We start from the raw sequence: 19,283 nt of genomic DNA on the forward strand, positions 1-19,283 counted from the left end.
AATCGCCTGATGAAGATCCTGCTTAGCAACGACGACGGTTATCTGGCGCCCGGGCTCGCGGTGCTCTACCACGCACTTGCGCCATTGGGCGAGGTGGTCGTGGTCGCGCCGGAGCACAACTGCAGTGGCGCATCCAACTCGCTGACGCTGTGGCGGCCACTGTCCGTCTTTACCGCCGCAAACGGCTTTCGCTACGTGAACGGCACACCGACTGATTGCGTGCACGTGGCGTTGACCGGGCTGCTCGACGGCAAGCCAGACCTGATGGTGTCCGGTATCAACAATGGGCAGAACATGGGCGAGGACACGCTCTATTCGGGTACCGTCGCGGCAGCTACCGAGGGGTTCCTGTTCGGCGTGCCGTCGATCGCGTTCTCGCTGGTCGACAAGGATTGGGCGCATCTGGATGCGGCCGCGCGCGTGGCCGCGGATATCGTGCAGCATTGGTTACGCGTGCCATTGCCTGCGCATACGCTACTGAATGTGAATATCCCAAACCGGCCGTATGCTGAAATGGGGACCTGGCGCGTCACACGGCTCGGTAAGCGGCACCCATCGCAGCCGGTGATTTGCGCGAGCAATCCGCACGGTGAGCCGGTCTACTGGATCGGGGCGGCCGGGGCCGCGCTCGATGCGAGTGAAGGCACGGACTTTCACGCGGTGGCGGCCGGCGATGTCTCGCTTACGCCGCTGCAATTGGATTTAACCGATACGCGATTGCTTCCGGCGCTATGCGAATGGACGCGCGGTGGGCGGCAGCCGGGGCAGCCTGCATGAGCGCCGGGCGCGCTAAGCGGTTCCCGCTCGGGTTGTCCGACGTGATGCGTGAGCCGCGCGGTGCGCCAGCCCGGCCCGGCGTGGCCGGATCCACGTCCGCCAGCGCCGCGGCCAAGCCCATGCCAGGCGGCGCGCGCACGCGCGAAGGCCTTGAGCGGATGCGGCCGTTTTCCGACAGGGGGGTGTCGGCCGCACCCGCGCACGAGTCCTTGTCGCCACAATTGGCGCTAACTTCGGAACGTGTTCGGCAACGGATGGTCGAACGCGTGCGCGCGAGCGGCGTCGCTGACGCACGCGTGCTTGACGCACTCGCGGCGATACCCCGGCACCAGTTCGTCGATCCTGGGCTTGCCGCGCAGGCTTATGAGGATGCCGCACTGCCCATCGGGCATCAGCAAACGATCTCCAAGCCGTCGGTGGTCGCGCGCATGCTGGAGTTGGCGACAGCCGGGCGTGCGCTGGAGAAAGTATTGGAGATCGGCACAGGTTGCGGATATCAGGCGGCCGTGCTGAGCCACCTTGCGCGCGACGTGTATTCGATTGAACGGGTAAAGCCATTGTACGAGCGGGCGAAAACGAACCTGCGTCCGTTGCGCGTGCCGAACATCCGGCTGCATTACGGTGATGGACGGCTCGGCTTGCCAAGCGCCGCGCCGTTCGACGCCATCGTGATCGCTGCTGCGGGTTTCGATGTGCCGGCCGCGCTACTCGAGCAATTGGCCATTGGCGGCCGCCTGGTGGCGCCGGTGGGCTCACGCAGCAGCGGCAACGAACAGGTGCTCACGTTGGTCGAGCGCGTGTCCAGCGCGCAGTGGCGTGAGTCACAGCTTGATCGTGTTTTCTTTGTCCCCTTAAAATCGGGAGTGATTTGACGTTGAACAGCATGTTGCGGAGTGAGAGCGTGAATGCGAGTCTGGTGACGATCCAGCGAACGGTTTGTGTGGCTGCCGCGCTAGCCATGCTGACGGCGTGTTCGACCCGGCTGGAGCCCGCTCCCGTCATCGACCGCAGCGGCGCGCCGCTTTCTACCACCGGTGTGGGATCAGCGCAGGCCGTGCCATTGGGCCCACCGCCGCCCGGATACTACCGTGTGAAGCCAGGTGATACGCTGTATCGGGTCGCGCTCGAGAATGGGCAGAACTACCGCGACATCGCGGCGTGGAACAACCTGACGAACCCGAACCAGATCGAAGTCGATCAGTTACTGCGGGTCGTGCCGCCGGGAGCCAGCGTCGCCGCATCGCCACCGGGTGTCGCGGCTGCGCCGCTCGGTGGCGCGGCAGTGCAGTCGCGCCCGCTCGGCGGCCCGGCTGCGCCCGGTGCCGCGTCGACTCCTTCGGCCGCACCGCCTTACGGCTCGGCGCCAGCGATCGCATCGATTCCGCCCCAGCCGGATGCGGTGGCCGGCAATGTCAACTTCGCGTGGCCAGTGCGCGGGCCAGTGCTCAATGCATTCGACGAAGCGAAGAACAAAGGGGTGAACCTCGGCGGCGCGCTTGGTGCGCCGGTGAAGGCGTCGGCGGATGGGCGCGTCGTTTATGCGGGAAATGGGCTGCGCGGATACGGCAATCTCATTATCATCAAGCATGATGCGACGTACCTGACCGCGTACGCGCACAACCGTACTTTGCTAGTCAAGGAAGGCGACCCGGTGAACAAGGGCCAGACGATTGCCGAGATGGGTAGTACCGATTCGGATAAGGTGATGCTGCATTTCGAGGTCCGCAAGCAGGGCAAGCCCGTCGATCCTATGAAGTATCTTCCGCCACAATAGAGCGAATTACCATGGCCAAAACGAAGCGCCGTCCTTCGACCGACATGTCGGATCCCGTTGGCGATACCTCCGGTGAGTTGGACGACGGCGAGCGCTTCGCGCAACACGCTGACGAGCCATCTGTCGAACAAGGAGTGGACGATGAGCCGGTGTCGAAGCAAGGTGCTGCGGAAGAGGCGGCGGTCGCGGAGCCCGATCCGGACGATTTTCGCACACTGCTGCAGGCTGAACTGACCGCTGATACGATCCAGCACTACCTAAACTGCATCAGCGTGAAACCGTTGCTGACGCTCGAGGAGGAGCAGCGCTATTCGCGGTTGGCCAAAGCGGGGGAGTTCGACGCTCGGCAGATGATGATCGAGCATAATCTGCGGCTGGTCGTCAGCATTGCGAAGGCCTACCTGAATCGCGGCGTGCCTTTACTGGACCTCATCGAGGAAGGCAATCTGGGGCTGATGCACGCAATTGAGAAATTCGATCCGACGCGTGGTTTTCGCTTCTCGACCTATGCAACGTGGTGGATCCGCCAGAGTATCGAGCGCGCGATCATGAATCAGGCGCGCACCGTGCGCCTGCCGGTTCACGTGATCCGCGAGTTGAACCAGGTGCTGCGCGCCAAGCGCCATCTGGAGCGGACCGCTAGTGCACCGGCGAGCGGCGCCGGCGAGCGCTGTGACGCGAGCGTCGAGGATATTGCCTACCTGATTGGCAAGACACCCGAGGAGGTAGCGGACATTCTCGCGCTAAATGAGCACACTGCCTCGCTGGACGCGCCGCTGGAGTTGGACCCGGCTAGCAGCCTGCTGGATCTGCTGTCGGACGAGCAAAGCCAGCCGCCGGACGCCGAGGTGCAGCACCGCGAACTGGAGACGCTCACACGGGTATGGCTCTCGCGTCTGCCTGATAAGCATCGTCACGTGATTGAGCGGCGTTTCGGGCTGAACAGTATCGAGCCGGCCACGCTCGAGGAATTGGCCGATGAGATGGGGCTCACGCGTGAACGTGTGCGGCAGATTCAGCAAGAGGCGCTGGCGCGCCTGAAGCGCTATTTCGCCTCCAACGGCGTGCCCAAGGACGCCGTGCTGTGATCCCGGTACTCGTCTTCGATATCGAGACCATTCCCGACGTGGCCGGCATTCGCAAGCTGGAGTCATGGCCCACGACGATGTCCGATGCCGACGTCGCTGAGTGCGCGTTTGCCGCGCGCCGCGAAAAAACAGGTTCTGATTTCCTGCCACTGCATTTGCAGCGGGTGGCCGCGATCTCGTGCGTGTTCCGTGACCGGGACGGGTTTCGCGTACGCTCGCTGGGCACGCCACAGGATCCGGAAGCCGTGCTGATCCAGTTATTTTATCGGGTGATCGAGAAGTACACGCCGCAATTGGTGTCGTGGAACGGGTGCGGCTTTGATTTGCCGGTCCTGCACTATCGTGCGCTAATCAATGGTATCGTTGCACCGAAATATTGGGACCTCGGTGACTGTGATCGGGACTTCAAATGGAATAACTACATCAGCCGGTATCATGCCCGTCATACTGATCTAATGGACGTGTTGGCGATGTACAACGCCCGCGCGAACGCGCCGCTGGACGCATTGGCCAAGCTGTGCGGGTTTCCGGGCAAGATGGGCATGGATGGCTCACAGGTATGGGACGCGTTCCAGCAGGGCCGCATCGCCGAGATCCGCCACTATTGCGAGACAGACGTTGTAAACACGTATCTGCTGTATTGCCGCTTCCAGCTGATGCGCGGCGTGTTGAGTGCGGCGGACTATGAGGACGAAGTCACATTGGTGCGCGACGCATTGGCCCGCGAAAGCGCACCCCATTGGCGGGACTATCTGGCGGGCTTTGCTGACTGACGGGGCAGGCGCGCGGCGGCAGGCGCGCCGTGGTCACGCTTCAATTAAACTCGAATACGAGCGTCAATACCGCATCCCCATTGGATATGCTAATCCATGATCCGCATCGGGGGCTTTGGCGGTGAAGAATAAAGCTGCCGGGCCCAGCATCGCTAGTCTACAATTTCAATTTTCGTCACAAACCAGGAAGTTTCAAGGTGGTTCACACCGTACAGCCGAAGGCCACCACGTTGGCTGACGCCGCATCGGCCGATGTTGTGTCGATTAGCGCGAGCCCTGCCCGCGCGACGTTGTCGAGCGTGGCGACTGCACCGCGCGTTGCGCCCGTGGTCGACATCGAGTCGCTCGATATGGAAGCGCGCGGTGTGGGGCGGCAGATCGATGAGCAGGGTGTGCCCGGTAAGGTCATCTTCGTCGAGGGTGCGTTGCCGGGCGAAACTGTGTCGTACTCGAGCTTTCGCAAGAAGCCGAGCTACGAGCAGGCGCAAATCGTCAAGATATTGCGCGCCAGCAGTATGCGCACCACGCCGCAATGCCAGTTTTTTGGCACCTGTGGCGGATGCTCGATGCAGCATTTGGACGCGCGCGCGCAGGTCGCGGTCAAGCAGCGGGTGCTGGAAGACAATCTATCGCACTTGGCTAAGCTGCGCGCGGAACAAATCTATCGGCCGATAGGCGGTCCGTCATGGGGATACCGCTATCGTGCCCGACTCACCGTGCGCAACGTCGTGAGAAAGGGCGGCGTGTTGGTCGGGTTCCATGAAAAGAAAAGCAGCTACGTGGCTGACATGACGCGGTGCGAGGTGCTGCCGCCGCACGTATCGGCGCTGCTCGTGCCGTTGCGCCGGCTGGTCGGGTCGCTATCGATTCGGGACCGGCTGCCGCAGATCGAGTTGGCGATCGGTGACGCGCTCACCGCGCTGGTATTGCGGGTGCTTGAGCCGCTGACCGAACAGGACGAGGCACTGCTGCGCGCGTTTGCTGACCAGCACGGCGTGCAATTCTGGCTGCAGCCTAAGGGGCCCGACAGCGTCATGCCGTTCTACCCGGTCAATGTCGAACTGGCCTACACGCTGCCGGAGTTCGACATCCGGATGCCGTTCAAGCCGACCGACTTCACGCAGGTCAATCACCAGATCAACCGGGCGCTGGTTGGCAGGGCGGTGCGGCTGCTTGCGCCAGCGCGTACCGACCGCGTGCTAGATTTGTTCTGCGGGCTGGGCAATTTCACGTTGCCGCTGGCACGGCGCGCGCGCGAGGTGGTCGGCATTGAAGGCAGTGAGGCACTGACGCAGCGCGCGCAGGCCAATGCCCGTGTCAATGGTCTCGAGGCACGCACATCGTTTGCCACGCGCAATTTGTTCGAGGTGGGCGCCGCCGATTTGCACGCGCTCGGCCGGTTTGACAAGTTCCTCATCGATCCGCCGCGCGAAGGCGCGCTGGCCGTGGCAAAAGCGCTGAGCGAGCTGGCACAGACCGGCGACGCGGCGTGCTTGCCAGGGCGGATCGTCTATGTGTCATGTAATCCGGCTACGCTGGCGCGCGATGCTGGGTTGCTGGTGCACGAGGCTGGCTATCGGCTGGTTGGCGCGGGCGTCGTGAATATGTTTCCGCACACGTCGCACGTCGAGTCGATCGCCTGTTTCGAGCGTGCATGACCCGCAGCGGTTGACGGCCAGAAAAGGTGGGGGGTGGCGGTAAGGGCGGTGGTAGGGGTGCGTGCTGTGCAGGCAGCGTGCGCGCGACAGGGCAGCGCTGGGATGCGCCGATGAAAAAAGCGCGGAGGCTCGCCCCCGCGCTTGCTAGTTTAGACGTGCCCCGCGCCCCGTGCCCCATGCGCCGTCACAGCGCTGGGGCGTGACGGCTTAGTTGCGGTTGCCGCCAAAAATGCCGAGCAGCGCTAGCAGATTCGTGAACACATTGTACACGTCTAGATAGATCATCAGCGTCGCGCTGATATAGTTCGTTTCGCCACCGTTGACCACGCGTTGCACGTCGAACAGCATGTAGGCCGAGAAGATGACGATCGCCAAAACCGACACCGTCAGCATCAATGCCGGCAGGTGCAGGAACACATTCGCGACCGAGGCCAGCAGCAGTACGAGCACGCCGACGAACAACCACTTGCCCAAGCCAGAAAAGTCGCGCTTGCTGACCGTGGCGACCGTTGCCATCGCCGCGAAGATCAGACTGGTGCCACTGAAGGCAAGCATGATCAGCGACGGGCCGTTCGTGAAGCCGAGAATAAAGCTCAGCAGACGCGACAGCATCAGGCCCATGAAGAACGTAAAGCCGAGCAGCACAAACACGCCCACTGCGCTGTGCTTGGTCCGCTCGATCGCGAACATGAAGCCGAACGCGATCGCGAGGAAAGCCAGCACGCTCATCATTGGCGAGGTGGCGGCAAATAGCGAAAAGCCGGTTGCGACTCCGAGCCACGCGCCGAACACGGTCGGAACCATCGACAGTGCCAGTAGCCAGTACGTGTTGCGCAGTACCCTATTTCGCGTTTCGGTTGAGACGACGGTGCCAGTACGCCCAAACCCGTAGGTACGAGAGTCAGCCATGGTTTCTCCTTGCGTTATCTTGACTTGCAAACGGTGCCGGCATCACCCGCCGCTTCTTCGCGGCAGTCCGACGGCCGAACCACACGTGACATTAGAACCTTACAGTGCTGTAAGGGTTCCCTGCCAATGATACACCGGCTCGTGTTAGAATGGCGGATTCGGTGGACTTCGTAACTTCCTCATTTTCCCGGAGTTTTTTTCATGGCGATCGAGCGCACCCTGTCGATTATCAAACCCGATGCTGTCGCAAAGAATGTGATCGGTCAAATCTACAGCCGGTTCGAGCAGGCCGGGCTGAAAATCATCGCGGCCCGCATGGTCCATTTGTCGCGCGCGGATGCGGAAAAGTTTTACGCGGTGCACAGGGAGCGGCCTTTCTTCAAAGATTTGGTCGAGTTCATGGTGTCGGGCCCGGTCATGATTCAGGTGCTCGAGGGCGAAGGTGCGATCGCGAAGAATCGTGAGCTGATGGGTGCGACCGATCCGAAGAAGGCGGAAAAGGGTACCATTCGGGCGGATTTCGCGGACAGCATTGATGCCAATGCGGTGCACGGCTCCGACGCGCCGGAAACGGCAGCTATCGAGGTCGCCTTTTTCTTTCCGGAAGTGAACGTCTACTCGCGCTGAGCGACGGTAAGCCGGCTGCGCCGGCTAAGCCCGCGCCCTGCGAGCACGGGTTGGATGGGCGGCGCGGTGTGCCGCCGCTGCGGGCGCCATCTGAGACGGCAGGCATGACAATGACTGACACGGTCAATCTTTTGGATTTCGATGCTGCGGGCCTCGTTGCGTACTGCGCGAGCCTTGGCGAGAAGCCGTTTCGCGCGCGCCAATTGCAGCGGTGGATCCATCACGGTGGCGTCAGCGATTTTGACGCGATGACCGATCTCGCAAAATCGCTGCGCGACAAGCTGAAGACCTGCGCATCGATTCATCATCCCGCGGTGCTGCAAGACCACACGTCCGCGGACGGCACGCGCAAGTGGCTGCTCGACGTGGGCGAAGGCAACGCGGTGGAGACCGTGTATATCCCGGAGCAGGGACGTGGCACGCTATGCGTGTCGTCGCAGGCTGGCTGCGCGGTGAACTGTCGCTTCTGCTCGACGGGCAAGCAGGGCTTTTCGCGTAACCTTGGCGTCGGCGAGATCATTGGCCAGTTGTGGATGGCCGAGTTCGCGCTGCGCGCTGCACTCGGTGGCCTTGCTCCCGGTGAACGGGTGATTACGAACGTCGTGATGATGGGCATGGGCGAGCCGCTGCTGAATTTCGATGCGGTGGTGCCGGCCATGCGGCTGATGCTTGACGACCACGCGTACGGATTGTCGCGTCGCCGCGTGACGCTGTCCACGTCGGGCGTCGTGCCGATGATTGACCGGCTGGCGGCCGAATTGCCGGTGGCGCTGGCTGTGTCACTGCACGCCCCTAACGACGCGTTGCGCGACGAATTGGTGCCACTGAACCGAAAGTACCCGCTTGCGGAATTGATGGCGGCATGTCACCGGTATTTGCGTGTTGCACCACGCGATTTCATCACGTTCGAGTATTGCATGCTGGACGGTATCAATGACAGTGATGAGCACGCGCGGCAATTGCTCGCGCTGACGCGCGACGTGCCGTGCAAATTCAATCTGATACCGTTCAATCCATTTCCTGAGTCCGGGCTGTTGCGCTCCCATCCGGAGCGGATCAAGCAGTTCGCGCAGATCCTGATCGATGCGGGTGTCGTGACGACTGTGCGCAGGACGCGCGGCGATGATATCGATGCGGCCTGCGGGCAGTTGGCCGGCGAGGTCCGCGACCGTACCCGCGTGGCGGAACGCAGGCGGCGCGACGCGCGTACCGGTCTCGCGGCGATCGGGGTGCGCGCGGTATGACGTATGGCGGCGGAGGCAGGACGGGGCAAAAATGGGGACTTGCCCCGGCAGGGCCGGGATCGCGACGATCAGGTCCCGATGTGTGCGTCGCGGGATTTTGTGCCGTGTACCGCGGTCGTACCCATGATTTGAGTCATTCCGGTGCCGGTGAACGACGGTTTGCCGGCCTTGCTCCATTTGGGCTCATCGTTTAGGCGAAATCAGCTCGCGGCGCCGCGAGCAACGAAAAGAATTCCAGTGAGGAATTAGGGATGAGTGACCAGCAGCATCTGACACCGCACGACTCGAGCGCCACGGCCAGACGGCCGGATCCGGGCGCCGCGGCGGAGTCCGCGCGGCAGGTCGGTGCGCAGCTCGAAAAGCTGCGCGAGGCCAAAAGATGGTCGATCGAGGATGTGTCCGCGCGGCTGAAAGTCGCGCCGTACAAGTTGCGTGAGTTGGAATCAGGCGATTACAGTCACCTGCCGGATACGACGTTTGCGATTGGCGTAGTGCGCAGCTATGCGAAGATGCTCGGGGCCGATCCGACGCCGCTGACCGATACGCTGCGACGCACCAGCGGGCCGATCGAGCCCGACCTATCGCTGCCATCGAACAGTGGCGCGGGGCTGCCGCGGGGGCGTGTCGTGATGAATTTGGGGGGCGCCCCTAGGCGCCGGCCATGGGTGTGGATCGTCGCGTTCGTGATTGCGCTGGTGGCGGTCATCGCAGTATGGCGCACTGGCGGCGAGGCGGGCGGAGGCTGGATCGCCCGCCTGAAGATCGGCGGTGCGGACGCAGTTGAGCACGACGGCGCTGCATCGCCGGGCGCCGCGCCGGTGGGTGTGCAGCTGGCGTCGGCGACGAGCACGCTGACTGAATTGCCGCGGCCCGCGGCGCTTGATGCGTCGTCGGGCGCGGACGCGTTGTCCGCAGCATCGACGGCCGCGGCGCTCGCGTCAGCGCCGGTGTCGCCTGCGATTGCGGCCAATGCCCGGACGGGCGACGCGTCGCCAACGTCGGAGGCCGCACCGGTGCTGGCCGACGGCGAGGCGGCGGTAACCATCAAGGTGTCGCAGGACAGTTGGTTCAGCGTGCGGCAGCGCGATGGCGAGCCGTTATTTTCCGGTTTGCTGCGCGCGGGAGACGAGAAGCGTGTACAAGGCATTGCGCCGTTTCGCGTGACAGTGGGCAACAAGGCGGGTATCGAGGCGATGTCGCTCGACGGCAAGCCGGTTCCGTCTGCAAAATACGATGGCGCGCAGGGCAACGTCGCGCGTTTCAGTCTGCCGTAACGAAGGATAGGGCGAGCGCGGCAAGGTCAAGGTCAGTGGCGATCAGCCCCGTGCAGCCGTGCGTCTGTCGCAACGCGGTCGCACGGTGCTCAATAGGATGAGTGTGTCATGCAATCGGGTAATTCGATGCAGTCCAATATTCTGTTTGAATCCGGCGGTGCGCCGGTAGCAAGCCGGGTCGCGTCGGACGAACCGGTGTTCGGTGGCCCTGCGCTAAGGCGTCGCACGCATGTGGTTACGGTGCGTTGGCAGGACCATACGGTGACGATTGGCGGTGGCGCGCCGGTGCGCGTACAGTCGATGACGAACACCGATACTGCCGATCCGATCGGTACCGCGATCCAGATCAAGGAGCTTGCGCAGGCCGGCTCCGAGTTGGTGCGCATCACGGTTAACACGCCCGAGGCCGCGACCGCGGTGCCGGCGATCCGTGAGCAACTTGACCGCATGGGCGTGAACGTGCCGCTGGTCGGCGACTTCCACTACAACGGTCATCTGCTGCTGCGCGACTATCCGGATTGCGCGCAGGCGTTATCGAAGTACCGAATCAACCCGGGCAACGTCGGTCAGGGCGCCAAGCGCGGCACGCAATTCGCGCAGATGATTGAGGCGGCGATCCGCCATGACAAGCCGGTGCGCATCGGCGTGAATTGGGGAAGCCTGGACCAGGACCTGCTTGCGCAGATGATGGACGAGAATGCGCGGCGTGCGACGCCCTGGGACGCGCAAAGCGTGATGTACGAGGCACTGATCCAGTCCGCGATCGGCTCGGCCGAACGGGCTGTCGAGCTGGGCTTGGGGCGCGAGCGCATCGTGCTTTCATGCAAGGTCAGTGGCGTGCAGGACCTGATCGCGGTCTATCAGGCGCTGTCGCTGCGCTGTGGCTTTGCGCTGCATTTGGGGCTGACCGAGGCGGGCATGGGTTCAAAGGGCATGGTCGCGTCGGCCGCTGCGCTGTCGGTGCTGCTGCAGCAGGGCATCGGCGACACGATTCGGGTCTCGCTGACGCCGGAGCCGGGCGCTTCGCGTACCGGTGAGGTTGTCGTCGCCCAGGAGATTTTGCAGACGATGGGGCTACGCTCGTTCACGCCGATGGTGATCGCGTGTCCGGGTTGCGGCCGCACGACGAGCACCGTGTTCCAGGAGCTGGCGTCACGAATTCAGGACTATCTGCGCACGCAGATGCCGGTGTGGCGCAAGCAGTATCCGGGCGTGGAGACGATGAATGTCGCGGTGATGGGCTGTATCGTCAATGGTCCGGGCGAGTCCAAGCACGCGAATATCGGCATCAGCCTGCCGGGAACCGGCGAAAATCCAGCCGCGCCCGTGTTCATCGACGGCGTGAAAACGACCACGCTGCGCGGCGCGCGCATTGCGGAGGAATTTCAGGATATCGTCAACGACTATGTCCAGCGCACCTATGGCACGACGCCAGCGAGTGAAGTGGCGTGCGAAGCACGGTCTCCAGCCCGGGTCATCATTGAATCGACATGACAGAACAGAAACGTAAACTAGAGAAGCTGACCGGCGTCAAGGGAATGAACGACATCCTGCCGCGCGACGCCGGGCTGTGGGAGTTTTTTGAGAGCACGGTCAAATCGATGCTGCGCGCCTACGGATACCAAAACATCCGTACGCCGATCGTCGAGCATACGCCATTGTTCACCCGTGGTATCGGCGAAGTGACCGATATTGTCGAAAAGGAAATGTACAGCTTCGTCGATTCGCTGAACGGCGAGCAATTGACGATGCGTCCTGAGAACACCGCTGCCGTGGTGCGTGCGGCGATCGAGCACAACCTACTGTACGACGGCCCGAAGCGGCTCTGGTATATCGGACCGATGTTCCGCCACGAGCGGCCACAGCGCGGTCGCTACCGGCAGTTTCACCAGGTCGGCGTCGAGGCGCTCGGTTTCGCTGGCCCGGATGCCGATGCGGAGATCATCCTGATGTGTCAACGGCTTTGGGACGATCTGGGCCTCACGGGCATCCGGCTGGAGCTTAATTCGCTCGGACAGGCGCAGGAACGCGCCGCTCACCGCAATGAGTTGATCGCGTACCTGGAGCGGCACGTCGAGTTGCTCGACGATGATGCGAAGCGTCGGCTGTATACGAACCCGTTGCGCGTGCTCGACACGAAGAACCCCGCGATGCAGGACGTTGTAGCGAATGCGCCGAAGCTGATCGACTTTCTGGGGGACGCGTCGCTTGCGCATTTCGAAGGCGTGCAACGGTTGCTGAGTGCGAACAACATTCCATTTACGATCAACCCCCGGCTCGTGCGGGGGCTGGACTACTACAACCTAACGGTATTCGAGTGGGTGACTGACAAGCTTGGCGCGCAAGGTACTGTCGCCGGCGGCGGCCGATATGACCCGCTGATCGAACAACTCGGCGGCAAACCGGCGCCGGCGTGCGGCTGGGCCCTGGGCGTCGAGCGCATTCTGGAACTGCTGCGCGAGGATCAACTGGTGCCGCCCGATGAAGGCTGCGACGTGTACATCGTGCACCAGGGTGACGCGGCGCGCGAGCGTGCGTTCGTGATCGCCGAGCGGTTGCGTGACACGGGGCTGGATGTGATCCTGCACTGCAGTGCCGACGGCGCACCGGCGAGTTTCAAGTCGCAGATGAAGCGCGCCGATGCGAGCGGTGCCGCGTATGCGGTAATCCTCGGTGACGACGAGGTTCAGTGCGACGAGGTGTCGATCAAGGCGTTGCGTGGCGATCCGGCGGGCTCAGATGGCGTGCAGCAACGGGTGCCGGCCGAACGCTTGACCGAATTCCTGATCGATGCGATGGTTGCACCCGCTGACAAGGCGACGAATGAATGACCAGGCGAGTATCCATTAAATGAGTTACCACCACGAACAAGAAACCCTCGACGACCTGAAGGCCTGGTGGGCGAAGTGGGGCAATGCGCTGACCTGGGTCGTGCTTGCTGCGCTGCTGGCGGGGGCCGCCTATAACGGTTGGAACGGGTGGCAGCGGCGCCAGGCGGCGCAGGCCGCGGTGTTCTATGACACGATCCAGCAAGCGGTGGCCTCAGGGGACAAAACACAGATTGCGCGGGTTGCGGCGGACATGGAAGCGCGCTTCGGCGGCACCGCCTATGCACCGCTCAGCGCGCTGGCGGCCGCCAAGGCGTTGTATACGGCAGGGGATGTGGCCGGCGCAAAAGGGCAGTTGCAGTGGGTCGTCGATCAGGCGCGCGGCGACGAGTTCAAGGCGATCGCGAGGTTGCGGCTCGCCGCGCTGTTGATCGACGAAAAGGCTTATGACGCAGGCTTGAAGCTGTTGTCCGACCCGCCGCCGCAGGCATTTAGCGGTCTGTACGCGGATCGCCGCGGTGACCTGCTGGCCGCGCAGGGTAAGCGTGACGATGCGCGCGCCGCGTACCAGACCGCGCTGGCGGCGCTCGAGCACGGTGATTCGTCCGTGCGTCAGCTGATCCAGTTCAAGCTCGATGCGCTCGGTGGCTGAAGCCCCGTGCAGTTCGATTTCCGATTGACCCGTCAATGCGTCACTGATCCATGAATTTTGTCATCCGCTACGTCCGGCCGCTCGCGTGCCTGCTTTTGCTGACCGTGCTGGCCGCGTGTTCGTCCACGAAGGATGCGCGTCGCGTGCCGACCGAGCTGGCCCCGATTAAGACTGTGCTCGAGGTGCGTGAGGCGTGGAAGGCCAGCGCGGGTAAGTCCGGACGCTACCTGTTCGCCCCCGCCGCGGTCGGCGATTATGTGTACGCGGCCGGCGCGAACGGCTCGGTGGTCAAGATCGATGCGACCAATGGCAAGGAGGTCTGGCGCACGAAGGTGGGCGCGGATCTGTCGGCCGGTGTTGGCAGCGACGGCACGCTGACCGCGGTCGGCACGCTCAAAGGTGACGTGTTCGTGCTCGGCGGCGATGGCAAGGTACTGTGGAAGGCGAATGCGCCCGGTGAGATCGTCACGCCGCCGGCAGTGGGTCAGGGCTTCGTGCTGGTGCGGACGATCGACGGGCGCATCACGGCATTTAACGCGCAGACCGGCGAGCAGAAATGGGTCTATGTGAACCGCGCGGTGCCGCTGAACCTGCGGACTGCGACCGGCATGACGTTCGCTGGCAACAGTGCGGTGCTGGCGGGGTTCCCGGGCGGCTCGCTTGCCGCAATCAATTTGCAAAGTGGCGATGCGTACTGGCAAACACCGGTTTCGTATCCGCGCGGTGTCACCGAAGTTGAGCGGATCAACGACGTAGTCGGCGCGCCGACGTTGGTCGGCTCGCAGACCTGTGCGGTGACGTTCCAGGGCCGGATTGGTTGCTTCGACGTGTTGAGCGGACACGCGCTGTGGGAGCAGCCGTTCTCCAGTTATGGTGGATTGGCGCAGGACGATCGTGCCGTGGCGTCGACGGACGACTGGTCGATCGTGTCGCTGTACGATGCGATGACCGGCGAGCCCCTGTGGCAGAACACGCAGCTGAAGGGCCGCGACGTCAGTACGCCGGCGATCGTCGGCCGCGCAGTGGTGGTCGGCGACTACAAGGGGTTTGTGCACTTCCTGTCGCGTGACACCGGTGAATTCGTCGCACGGATGAGGACAGGAGGCGCGATCATCGCGCAACCGGTCGTTGCCGGCAATACGTTGGTCGTGCAGACTCGCAACGGCGACCTGTACGGTTTCCGGCCGCAATAGGCCGGCGGCCGGCATTCGCGTATGCGCGCCGCCGGCCGCTGCCGGACGGCGCGCGTGCGTTTTTGGAAAAAGCAACATGAAGCCCGTAATCGCCCTTGTTGGGCGCCCCAATGTGGGGAAATCCACGCTGTTTAACCGGTTGACGCGCTCGCGCGATGCGCTTGTCGCGGATCTGCCCGGGCTCACGCGCGACCGCCATTATGGCGAGGGCCGCGTCGGCGAGCAGCCGTACCTGGTCGTCGATACGGGTGGTTTTGAGCCGGTCGCCAAGGACGGCATCCTGCATGAGATGGCTCGGCAGACGCGCCAGGCGGTCGAGGAGGCCGACGTAGTCGTGTTCGTAGTCGATGGCCGCAATGGCCTTGCGCCGCAGGACAAGACGATTGCCGACTATTTGCGCAAGACGGGCCGCCCGATCTTCCTGGTCGTCAACAAAGCCGAGGGCATGAAGTACAGCGCGGTAGCCGCGGACTTCTATGAACTCGGCCTGGGCGACCCACGCGCGATCTCCGCCGCACACGGCGACGGCGTCAGCGAGATGATCGCACAGGCGCTCACCGTCGCCTATGCGAATCGTGCGCCGCACGACGAAGCGCGCGCGGACCACGGCGTGAAAATCGCCATCGTTGGCCGGCCCAATGTCGGTAAGTCGACATTGGTCAATGCGTTGCTCGGCGAGGAGCGCGTCATTGCGTTCGACCTGCCCGGCACGACGCGCGATTCGATCTATATCGACTTCGAGCGTCAGGGCCGCCAGTACACGCTGATCGACACGGCCGGGCTGCGCAAGCGTGGCAAGGTGTTCGAGGCGGTCGAGAAGTTCTCGGTGGTCAAGACGCTGCAATCGATTGCCGACGCCAACGTAGTGATTCTGCTGCTCGACGCACGGCAGGATATCTCGGAGCAAGACGCGCATATTGCCGGTTTTGTCGTCGAACAGGGCCGCGCGCTCGTGATCGGCGTGAACAAATGGGACGGCCTGGATGAACACGTACGCGAGCGTACCAAGGCCGATTTGGCTCGCAAGCTCAAATTCCTCGACTTCGCGAAGTCACATTACATTTCGGCGGCGGAAAAAACGGGGATCGGTGCGTTGATGCGCTCGGTGGATGCCGCCTACGCGGCCGCGATGGCCAAGCTGCCGACGCCCAAGCTTACGCGGGCGCTGATCGACGCCGTGCAATTCCAGCAGCCGCGGCGCCGCGGTCCGATCCGACCAAAGCTGCGTTATGCGCACCAAGGGGGGCAGAATCCGCCGACCATTGTGATCCACGGCAATGCGTTGGATGCGATCACCGATACGTATAAACGTTACCTCGAAGGCCGGTTTCGCGAAACTTTTGGCCTCGCCGGCACTCCATTGCGCATAGAGTTTCGTTCGAGCCGGAACCCCTATGCCGATAAAGACTAATATGTCGCGACGGTCTGGCCGGCAACTTTACGGCCTTGAAAATTCGGCTATAGTGTAGCGATTGGCGGCGTTTTCTTTTTCTCGTCGCCGATATTATTAACCTGCAAAAACAACTCGGAGTTTGCTATGAGCAACAAAGGGCAACTGTTACAAGACCCGTTTCTGAACGCACTGCGCAAGGAGCATGTGCCGGTGTCGATTTATCTCGTCAACGGTATCAAGCTGCAAGGCAATATCGAGTCGTTCGACCAATATGTCGTGTTGCTCCGCAATACTGTTACGCAAATGGTGTACAAGCACGCGATCTCGACCGTTGTGCCTGCACGCCCGGTGAACTTCCATCCCGATTCGGAAGGGGCCTAATCCGATTGTCCGGCGGGCGCAGCCAGCCGGCTTGACGCCTGTCCTCCACGCTAACTGTTTCATCGATTTGATCAACGCAGCGCTTGTCAGCATAGATTTCGGAAAGATCGATTTTCAGGCCAGTCTTGAAGAACTGAGCCTGCTCGCCACTAGTGCCGGCGCTCATCCAGTGTTGACGCTGACGGGCCGGCGCTCGAGCCCGGATGCCGCGCATTTCATCGGCAGCGGCAAGGTCGAGGAGCTTCGACTTGGCGCGCAGGCCAACGACGTCGATATCGTCATTTTCAACCACGCATTGTCACCTGCGCAGCAGCGCAACCTGGAGCGTGCGATCGAGCGGCGTGTTGTCGATCGCACTAGCCTGATTCTCGATATCTTCGCGCAACGCGCGCGCAGCCATGAAGGCAAGCTGCAGGTGGAACTGGCGCAGTTACAATACCTGTCCACGCGCCTGGTTCGAGCGTGGACGCACTTGGAGCGGCAGAAAGGCGGGATCGGCTTGCGTGGCCCAGGTGAGACGCAGCTGGAAACTGACCGGCGATTGATCGGTGAACGCATCAAGATGTTGCGCGGCAAGTTGCGCAAGCTGCAGCGTCAGCACGGCACGCAGCGTCGTCAGCGTGAGCGCAATCGCACGCTGTCGGTGTCGTTGGTCGGCTACACGAACGCCGGCAAGTCAACGCTGTTCAACGCGCTGACCAAGGCGCAAGCCTATGCGGCTGACCAGTTGTTTGCGACACTGGATACGACGTCGCGCCGCGTCTATCTGCGCGAAGCGGGCAGTGTCGTGGTTTCCGACACGGTCGGCTTCATCCGAGACTTGCCGCACCCATTGGTTGCGGCGTTTCGCGCAACGCTAGAGGAAACCGTGCATGCGGACCTGCTGCTGCATGTCGTCGATGCGTCCAGCGCGGTGCGCGCAGATCAGATCGAGCAGGTCAACGACGTGTTGCGCGAGATCGGCGCGGCCTCGATTCCGCAGATTCTCGTGTTTAACAAGATCGACCAGGTGCCTGAGTTGGCAAGCCGGGCCGATCGGGTTGAAAGGAACGAGTATGGTAATATCACGCGCGTCTTTTTGAGTGCGCGAACCGGTCAGGGACTCGACGCGTTGCGTGACGCGGTGGCCGAGGTGGCGCTCGGTGCGCAGGCGTTCAAGCGTGACCCGGACGGCATGGGCGCCGACGATCACGACCCGCGTCGCGACGCCGATGGTTCACACTCGGACGAGGCCGGGTCGACGGCCGGCGTCAATGCATCCGACGACGAGCGCGTTCGCCAGGCGAGCCGCAGCGTCCACCAACAGCGTATCTGACAACTGCATTCCGCAATAACCGGCTGTGACATGGTGAACGACAAGAATATCCGAAGTACGTGGCAGCGCGCGCGTGCCGTCTTTTCAATCAATGATCCGCGCTGGGGCAGGGGCCAGGGGGGCAACGACGCGTCCCGGCGTCCGCAGGATCAGCGCAATAGTGGCAAGGACGGCCAGGAAGGTCCGCCCGACCTGGACGAGTTGTGGCGCGATTTCAATCGCCGGATCAACCGGCTGTTCGGTCGCAAGGGCGGCGGCGACGGCGGCAGCCCAGGTCCAGCGAATTTGGGTAACGGCCGCGGCGGGCATCTGGGGCTGGGGCTTGTCGTCGGCGTGCTGGTTGCGATCTACCTAGCCAGCGGCGTCTATATCGTGCAGGAAGGGCAGGCCGGTGTCGTGCTGCAGTTCGGCAAGTACAAGTACACGACCGGCTCGGGGATCCAGTGGCGGTTGCCGTATCCCTTCCAGAGCAATGAGATCGTCAACATGTCGCAGGTGCGCTCGGTCGAGATCGGCCGCGACAACATGATCCGTTCGACGAATCTGAAGGATATGTCAATGCTGACCAAGGACGAGAACATCATCGATGTGCGTTTCGCGGTCCAGTATCGCGTGAAGGATCCGGCCGCGTTCTTGTTCCACAACGTCGATGCGGAAGGTACGGTGACGCAGGCCGCCGAGACCGCAGTGCGCGAAATCGTCGGCAAGAACACGATGGATTACGTGCTGTATGAGGGACGCGAGCAGGTCGCGCTGCAATTGTCGCAGCAGATCCAGCGGATCCTGGACCAGTACAAGACGGGCATTATCGTGAGCAGCGTGACAATGCAGAACGTGCAGCCGCCGCAGCAGGTGCAATCGGCGTTTGACGACGCAGTGAAGGCCGGGCAGGATCGCGAGCGGGCGAAGAATGAGGCGCTGGCCTATGCGAACAACGTGGTGCCGCTCGCGCAGGGCACCGCCGCGCGGATGGTGGCGGACGCGCACGGTTATCGCGCGCGCGTGGTGGCCCAAGCTGAGGGTGACGCCGCACGCTTTAAGCAAGTGCAAGCCGAGTACGCGAAGGCGCCAGCCGTCACGCGTGAACGAATGTATCTGGACACGATGCAACAAATCTACTCGAACGCAACGAAGGTGATCGTGGACAGCAAAGCCAGTAGCAACCTGCTGTACCTGCCGCTGGACAAGGTCATGGCACAGCATCGCGCCCGTCCGCAAGTTGGCGCGAGCCCGGGGGCTACGGACAACGGCGGGCAGGGCGGGGCGTCGCCGGCCGGCAGCTCGGCTGGTGGGCCAGCCGTGCCAGCGCAAGTGATGCCTGGTGCGTCTGTCGGCGATGACGCGAGCCGTTCCCGAGACCTGTTTCGCAGTCGCGGCCGCGACGACGGTCAATAAGA

The 19,283-nt window shown here is 62.8% G+C and carries 18 protein-coding genes; 17 read left to right on the forward strand and 1 reads right to left on the reverse strand.

Annotated elements, in window-relative coordinates:
* The first annotated feature begins 9 nt into the window (after positions 1 to 9).
* The 6 genes from surE to rlmD all read left to right on the forward strand — a co-directional run bounded on the left by surE (position 10) and on the right by rlmD (position 6,070).
* Positions 10 to 777, forward strand: a complete 768-nt coding sequence (surE, locus tag B0B13_RS05265; protein WP_076797157.1) for a 5'/3'-nucleotidase SurE — start codon at positions 10 to 12, stop codon at positions 775 to 777.
* A complete protein-coding gene (locus B0B13_RS05270; protein ID WP_076787218.1) occupies positions 774 to 1,649 on the forward strand; it encodes a protein-L-isoaspartate(D-aspartate) O-methyltransferase in 876 nt (291 codons plus the stop codon). Before surE ends, B0B13_RS05270 begins: the two co-directional genes overlap by 4 nt.
* Before the next feature lie 11 nt (positions 1,650 to 1,660).
* Entirely contained in the window at positions 1,661 to 2,551 is an 891-nt protein-coding gene (locus B0B13_RS05275; protein WP_139337329.1) for a peptidoglycan DD-metalloendopeptidase family protein, read from the forward strand.
* 11 nt (positions 2,552 to 2,562) lie between these two features.
* Complete coding sequence (gene rpoS / locus B0B13_RS05280; protein ID WP_076785045.1) at positions 2,563 to 3,639, forward strand: RNA polymerase sigma factor RpoS; 1,077 nt, start codon at positions 2,563 to 2,565, stop codon at positions 3,637 to 3,639.
* A complete protein-coding gene (locus B0B13_RS05285) occupies positions 3,636 to 4,412 on the forward strand; it encodes a 3'-5' exonuclease (protein WP_076794844.1) in 777 nt (258 codons plus the stop codon). Before rpoS ends, B0B13_RS05285 begins: the two co-directional genes overlap by 4 nt.
* 257 nt (positions 4,413 to 4,669) lie before the next feature.
* Complete coding sequence (rlmD, locus tag B0B13_RS05290; RefSeq protein ID WP_370643198.1) at positions 4,670 to 6,070, forward strand: 23S rRNA (uracil(1939)-C(5))-methyltransferase RlmD; 1,401 nt, start codon at positions 4,670 to 4,672, stop codon at positions 6,068 to 6,070.
* Positions 6,071 to 6,277: 207 nt separating this feature from the next.
* Here the strand turns inward: rlmD and B0B13_RS05295 are convergent, their stop codons facing one another.
* A complete protein-coding gene (locus tag B0B13_RS05295; RefSeq protein ID WP_076794847.1) occupies positions 6,278 to 6,979 on the reverse strand; it encodes a Bax inhibitor-1 family protein in 702 nt (233 codons plus the stop codon).
* Between the two features lie 201 nt (positions 6,980 to 7,180).
* On the opposite strand from B0B13_RS05295, the gene ndk reads away from it, so the two are divergent.
* From ndk to hflK, 11 genes are all read left to right on the forward strand, one after another.
* Positions 7,181 to 7,606 (forward strand): nucleoside-diphosphate kinase, encoded by a 426-nt coding sequence (gene ndk / locus B0B13_RS05300; protein ID WP_076785042.1) that lies wholly within the window; start codon positions 7,181 to 7,183, stop codon positions 7,604 to 7,606.
* Positions 7,607 to 7,710: 104 nt separating this feature from the next.
* On the forward strand, positions 7,711 to 8,850 hold the full coding sequence (gene rlmN / locus B0B13_RS05305) for a dual-specificity RNA methyltransferase RlmN (protein WP_076785041.1): 1,140 nt from the start codon (positions 7,711 to 7,713) through the stop codon (positions 8,848 to 8,850).
* A gap of 251 nt (positions 8,851 to 9,101) precedes the next feature.
* Positions 9,102 to 10,124 carry a helix-turn-helix domain-containing protein gene (locus tag B0B13_RS05310; RefSeq protein ID WP_076794849.1) on the forward strand — a complete coding sequence of 341 codons (1,023 nt, stop codon included), beginning with the start codon at positions 9,102 to 9,104 and terminating at the stop codon, positions 10,122 to 10,124.
* A gap of 126 nt (positions 10,125 to 10,250) precedes the next feature.
* Positions 10,251 to 11,618, forward strand: a complete 1,368-nt coding sequence (gene ispG, locus B0B13_RS05315; RefSeq protein ID WP_076797159.1) for a flavodoxin-dependent (E)-4-hydroxy-3-methylbut-2-enyl-diphosphate synthase — start codon at positions 10,251 to 10,253, stop codon at positions 11,616 to 11,618.
* Positions 11,615 to 12,955, forward strand: coding sequence for a histidine--tRNA ligase (gene hisS / locus B0B13_RS05320; protein ID WP_076785039.1), 1,341 nt, complete (start codon positions 11,615 to 11,617; stop codon positions 12,953 to 12,955). Before ispG ends, hisS begins: the two co-directional genes overlap by 4 nt.
* Positions 12,956 to 12,974: 19 nt before the next feature.
* Entirely contained in the window at positions 12,975 to 13,604 is a 630-nt protein-coding gene (locus B0B13_RS05325; protein WP_076785038.1) for a tetratricopeptide repeat protein, read from the forward strand.
* A gap of 50 nt (positions 13,605 to 13,654) precedes the next feature.
* Complete coding sequence (gene bamB, locus B0B13_RS05330) at positions 13,655 to 14,797, forward strand: outer membrane protein assembly factor BamB (RefSeq protein WP_076794851.1); 1,143 nt, start codon at positions 13,655 to 13,657, stop codon at positions 14,795 to 14,797.
* 76 nt (positions 14,798 to 14,873) lie between these two features.
* The gene (gene der, locus B0B13_RS05335) at positions 14,874 to 16,208 is read left to right on the forward strand and encodes a ribosome biogenesis GTPase Der (protein ID WP_076794855.1); all 1,335 of its coding nucleotides are present in this window, start codon (positions 14,874 to 14,876) and stop codon (positions 16,206 to 16,208) included.
* 126 nt (positions 16,209 to 16,334) lie between these two features.
* A complete protein-coding gene (gene hfq, locus B0B13_RS05340) occupies positions 16,335 to 16,571 on the forward strand; it encodes an RNA chaperone Hfq (protein ID WP_076785035.1) in 237 nt (78 codons plus the stop codon).
* 67 nt (positions 16,572 to 16,638) lie between these two features.
* Positions 16,639 to 17,886 carry a GTPase HflX gene (gene hflX, locus B0B13_RS05345; protein WP_076785034.1) on the forward strand — a complete coding sequence of 416 codons (1,248 nt, stop codon included), beginning with the start codon at positions 16,639 to 16,641 and terminating at the stop codon, positions 17,884 to 17,886.
* Positions 17,887 to 17,916: 30 nt separating this feature from the next.
* Positions 17,917 to 19,281, forward strand: coding sequence for an FtsH protease activity modulator HflK (hflK, locus tag B0B13_RS05350; RefSeq protein ID WP_083703646.1), 1,365 nt, complete (start codon positions 17,917 to 17,919; stop codon positions 19,279 to 19,281).
* Positions 19,282 to 19,283: the final 2 nt, after the last annotated feature.

Source organism: Burkholderia sp. b14 (genome assembly GCF_900156195.1).
Taxonomy (GTDB): Bacteria; Pseudomonadota; Gammaproteobacteria; order Burkholderiales; family Burkholderiaceae; genus Mycetohabitans.

Coding starts and splice junctions, on each gene's coding strand:
- surE (WP_076797157.1), top strand. CDS start 10: ATGAAGATCCTGCTTAGCAACGACGACGGTTATCTGGCGCCCGGGCTC.
- B0B13_RS05270 (WP_076787218.1), top strand. CDS start 774: ATGAGCGCCGGGCGCGCTAAGCGGTTCCCGCTCGGGTTGTCCGACGTG.
- B0B13_RS05275 (WP_139337329.1), top strand. CDS start 1,661: ATGTTGCGGAGTGAGAGCGTGAATGCGAGTCTGGTGACGATCCAGCGA.
- rpoS (WP_076785045.1), top strand. CDS start 2,563: ATGGCCAAAACGAAGCGCCGTCCTTCGACCGACATGTCGGATCCCGTT.
- B0B13_RS05295 (WP_076794847.1), bottom strand. CDS start 6,979: ATGGCTGACTCTCGTACCTACGGGTTTGGGCGTACTGGCACCGTCGTC.
- ndk (WP_076785042.1), top strand. CDS start 7,181: ATGGCGATCGAGCGCACCCTGTCGATTATCAAACCCGATGCTGTCGCA.
- rlmN (WP_076785041.1), top strand. CDS start 7,711: ATGACAATGACTGACACGGTCAATCTTTTGGATTTCGATGCTGCGGGC.
- B0B13_RS05310 (WP_076794849.1), top strand. CDS start 9,102: ATGAGTGACCAGCAGCATCTGACACCGCACGACTCGAGCGCCACGGCC.
- ispG (WP_076797159.1), top strand. CDS start 10,251: ATGCAGTCCAATATTCTGTTTGAATCCGGCGGTGCGCCGGTAGCAAGC.
- hisS (WP_076785039.1), top strand. CDS start 11,615: ATGACAGAACAGAAACGTAAACTAGAGAAGCTGACCGGCGTCAAGGGA.
- B0B13_RS05325 (WP_076785038.1), top strand. CDS start 12,975: ATGAGTTACCACCACGAACAAGAAACCCTCGACGACCTGAAGGCCTGG.
- bamB (WP_076794851.1), top strand. CDS start 13,655: ATGAATTTTGTCATCCGCTACGTCCGGCCGCTCGCGTGCCTGCTTTTG.
- der (WP_076794855.1), top strand. CDS start 14,874: ATGAAGCCCGTAATCGCCCTTGTTGGGCGCCCCAATGTGGGGAAATCC.
- hfq (WP_076785035.1), top strand. CDS start 16,335: ATGAGCAACAAAGGGCAACTGTTACAAGACCCGTTTCTGAACGCACTG.
- hflK (WP_083703646.1), top strand. CDS start 17,917: ATGGTGAACGACAAGAATATCCGAAGTACGTGGCAGCGCGCGCGTGCC.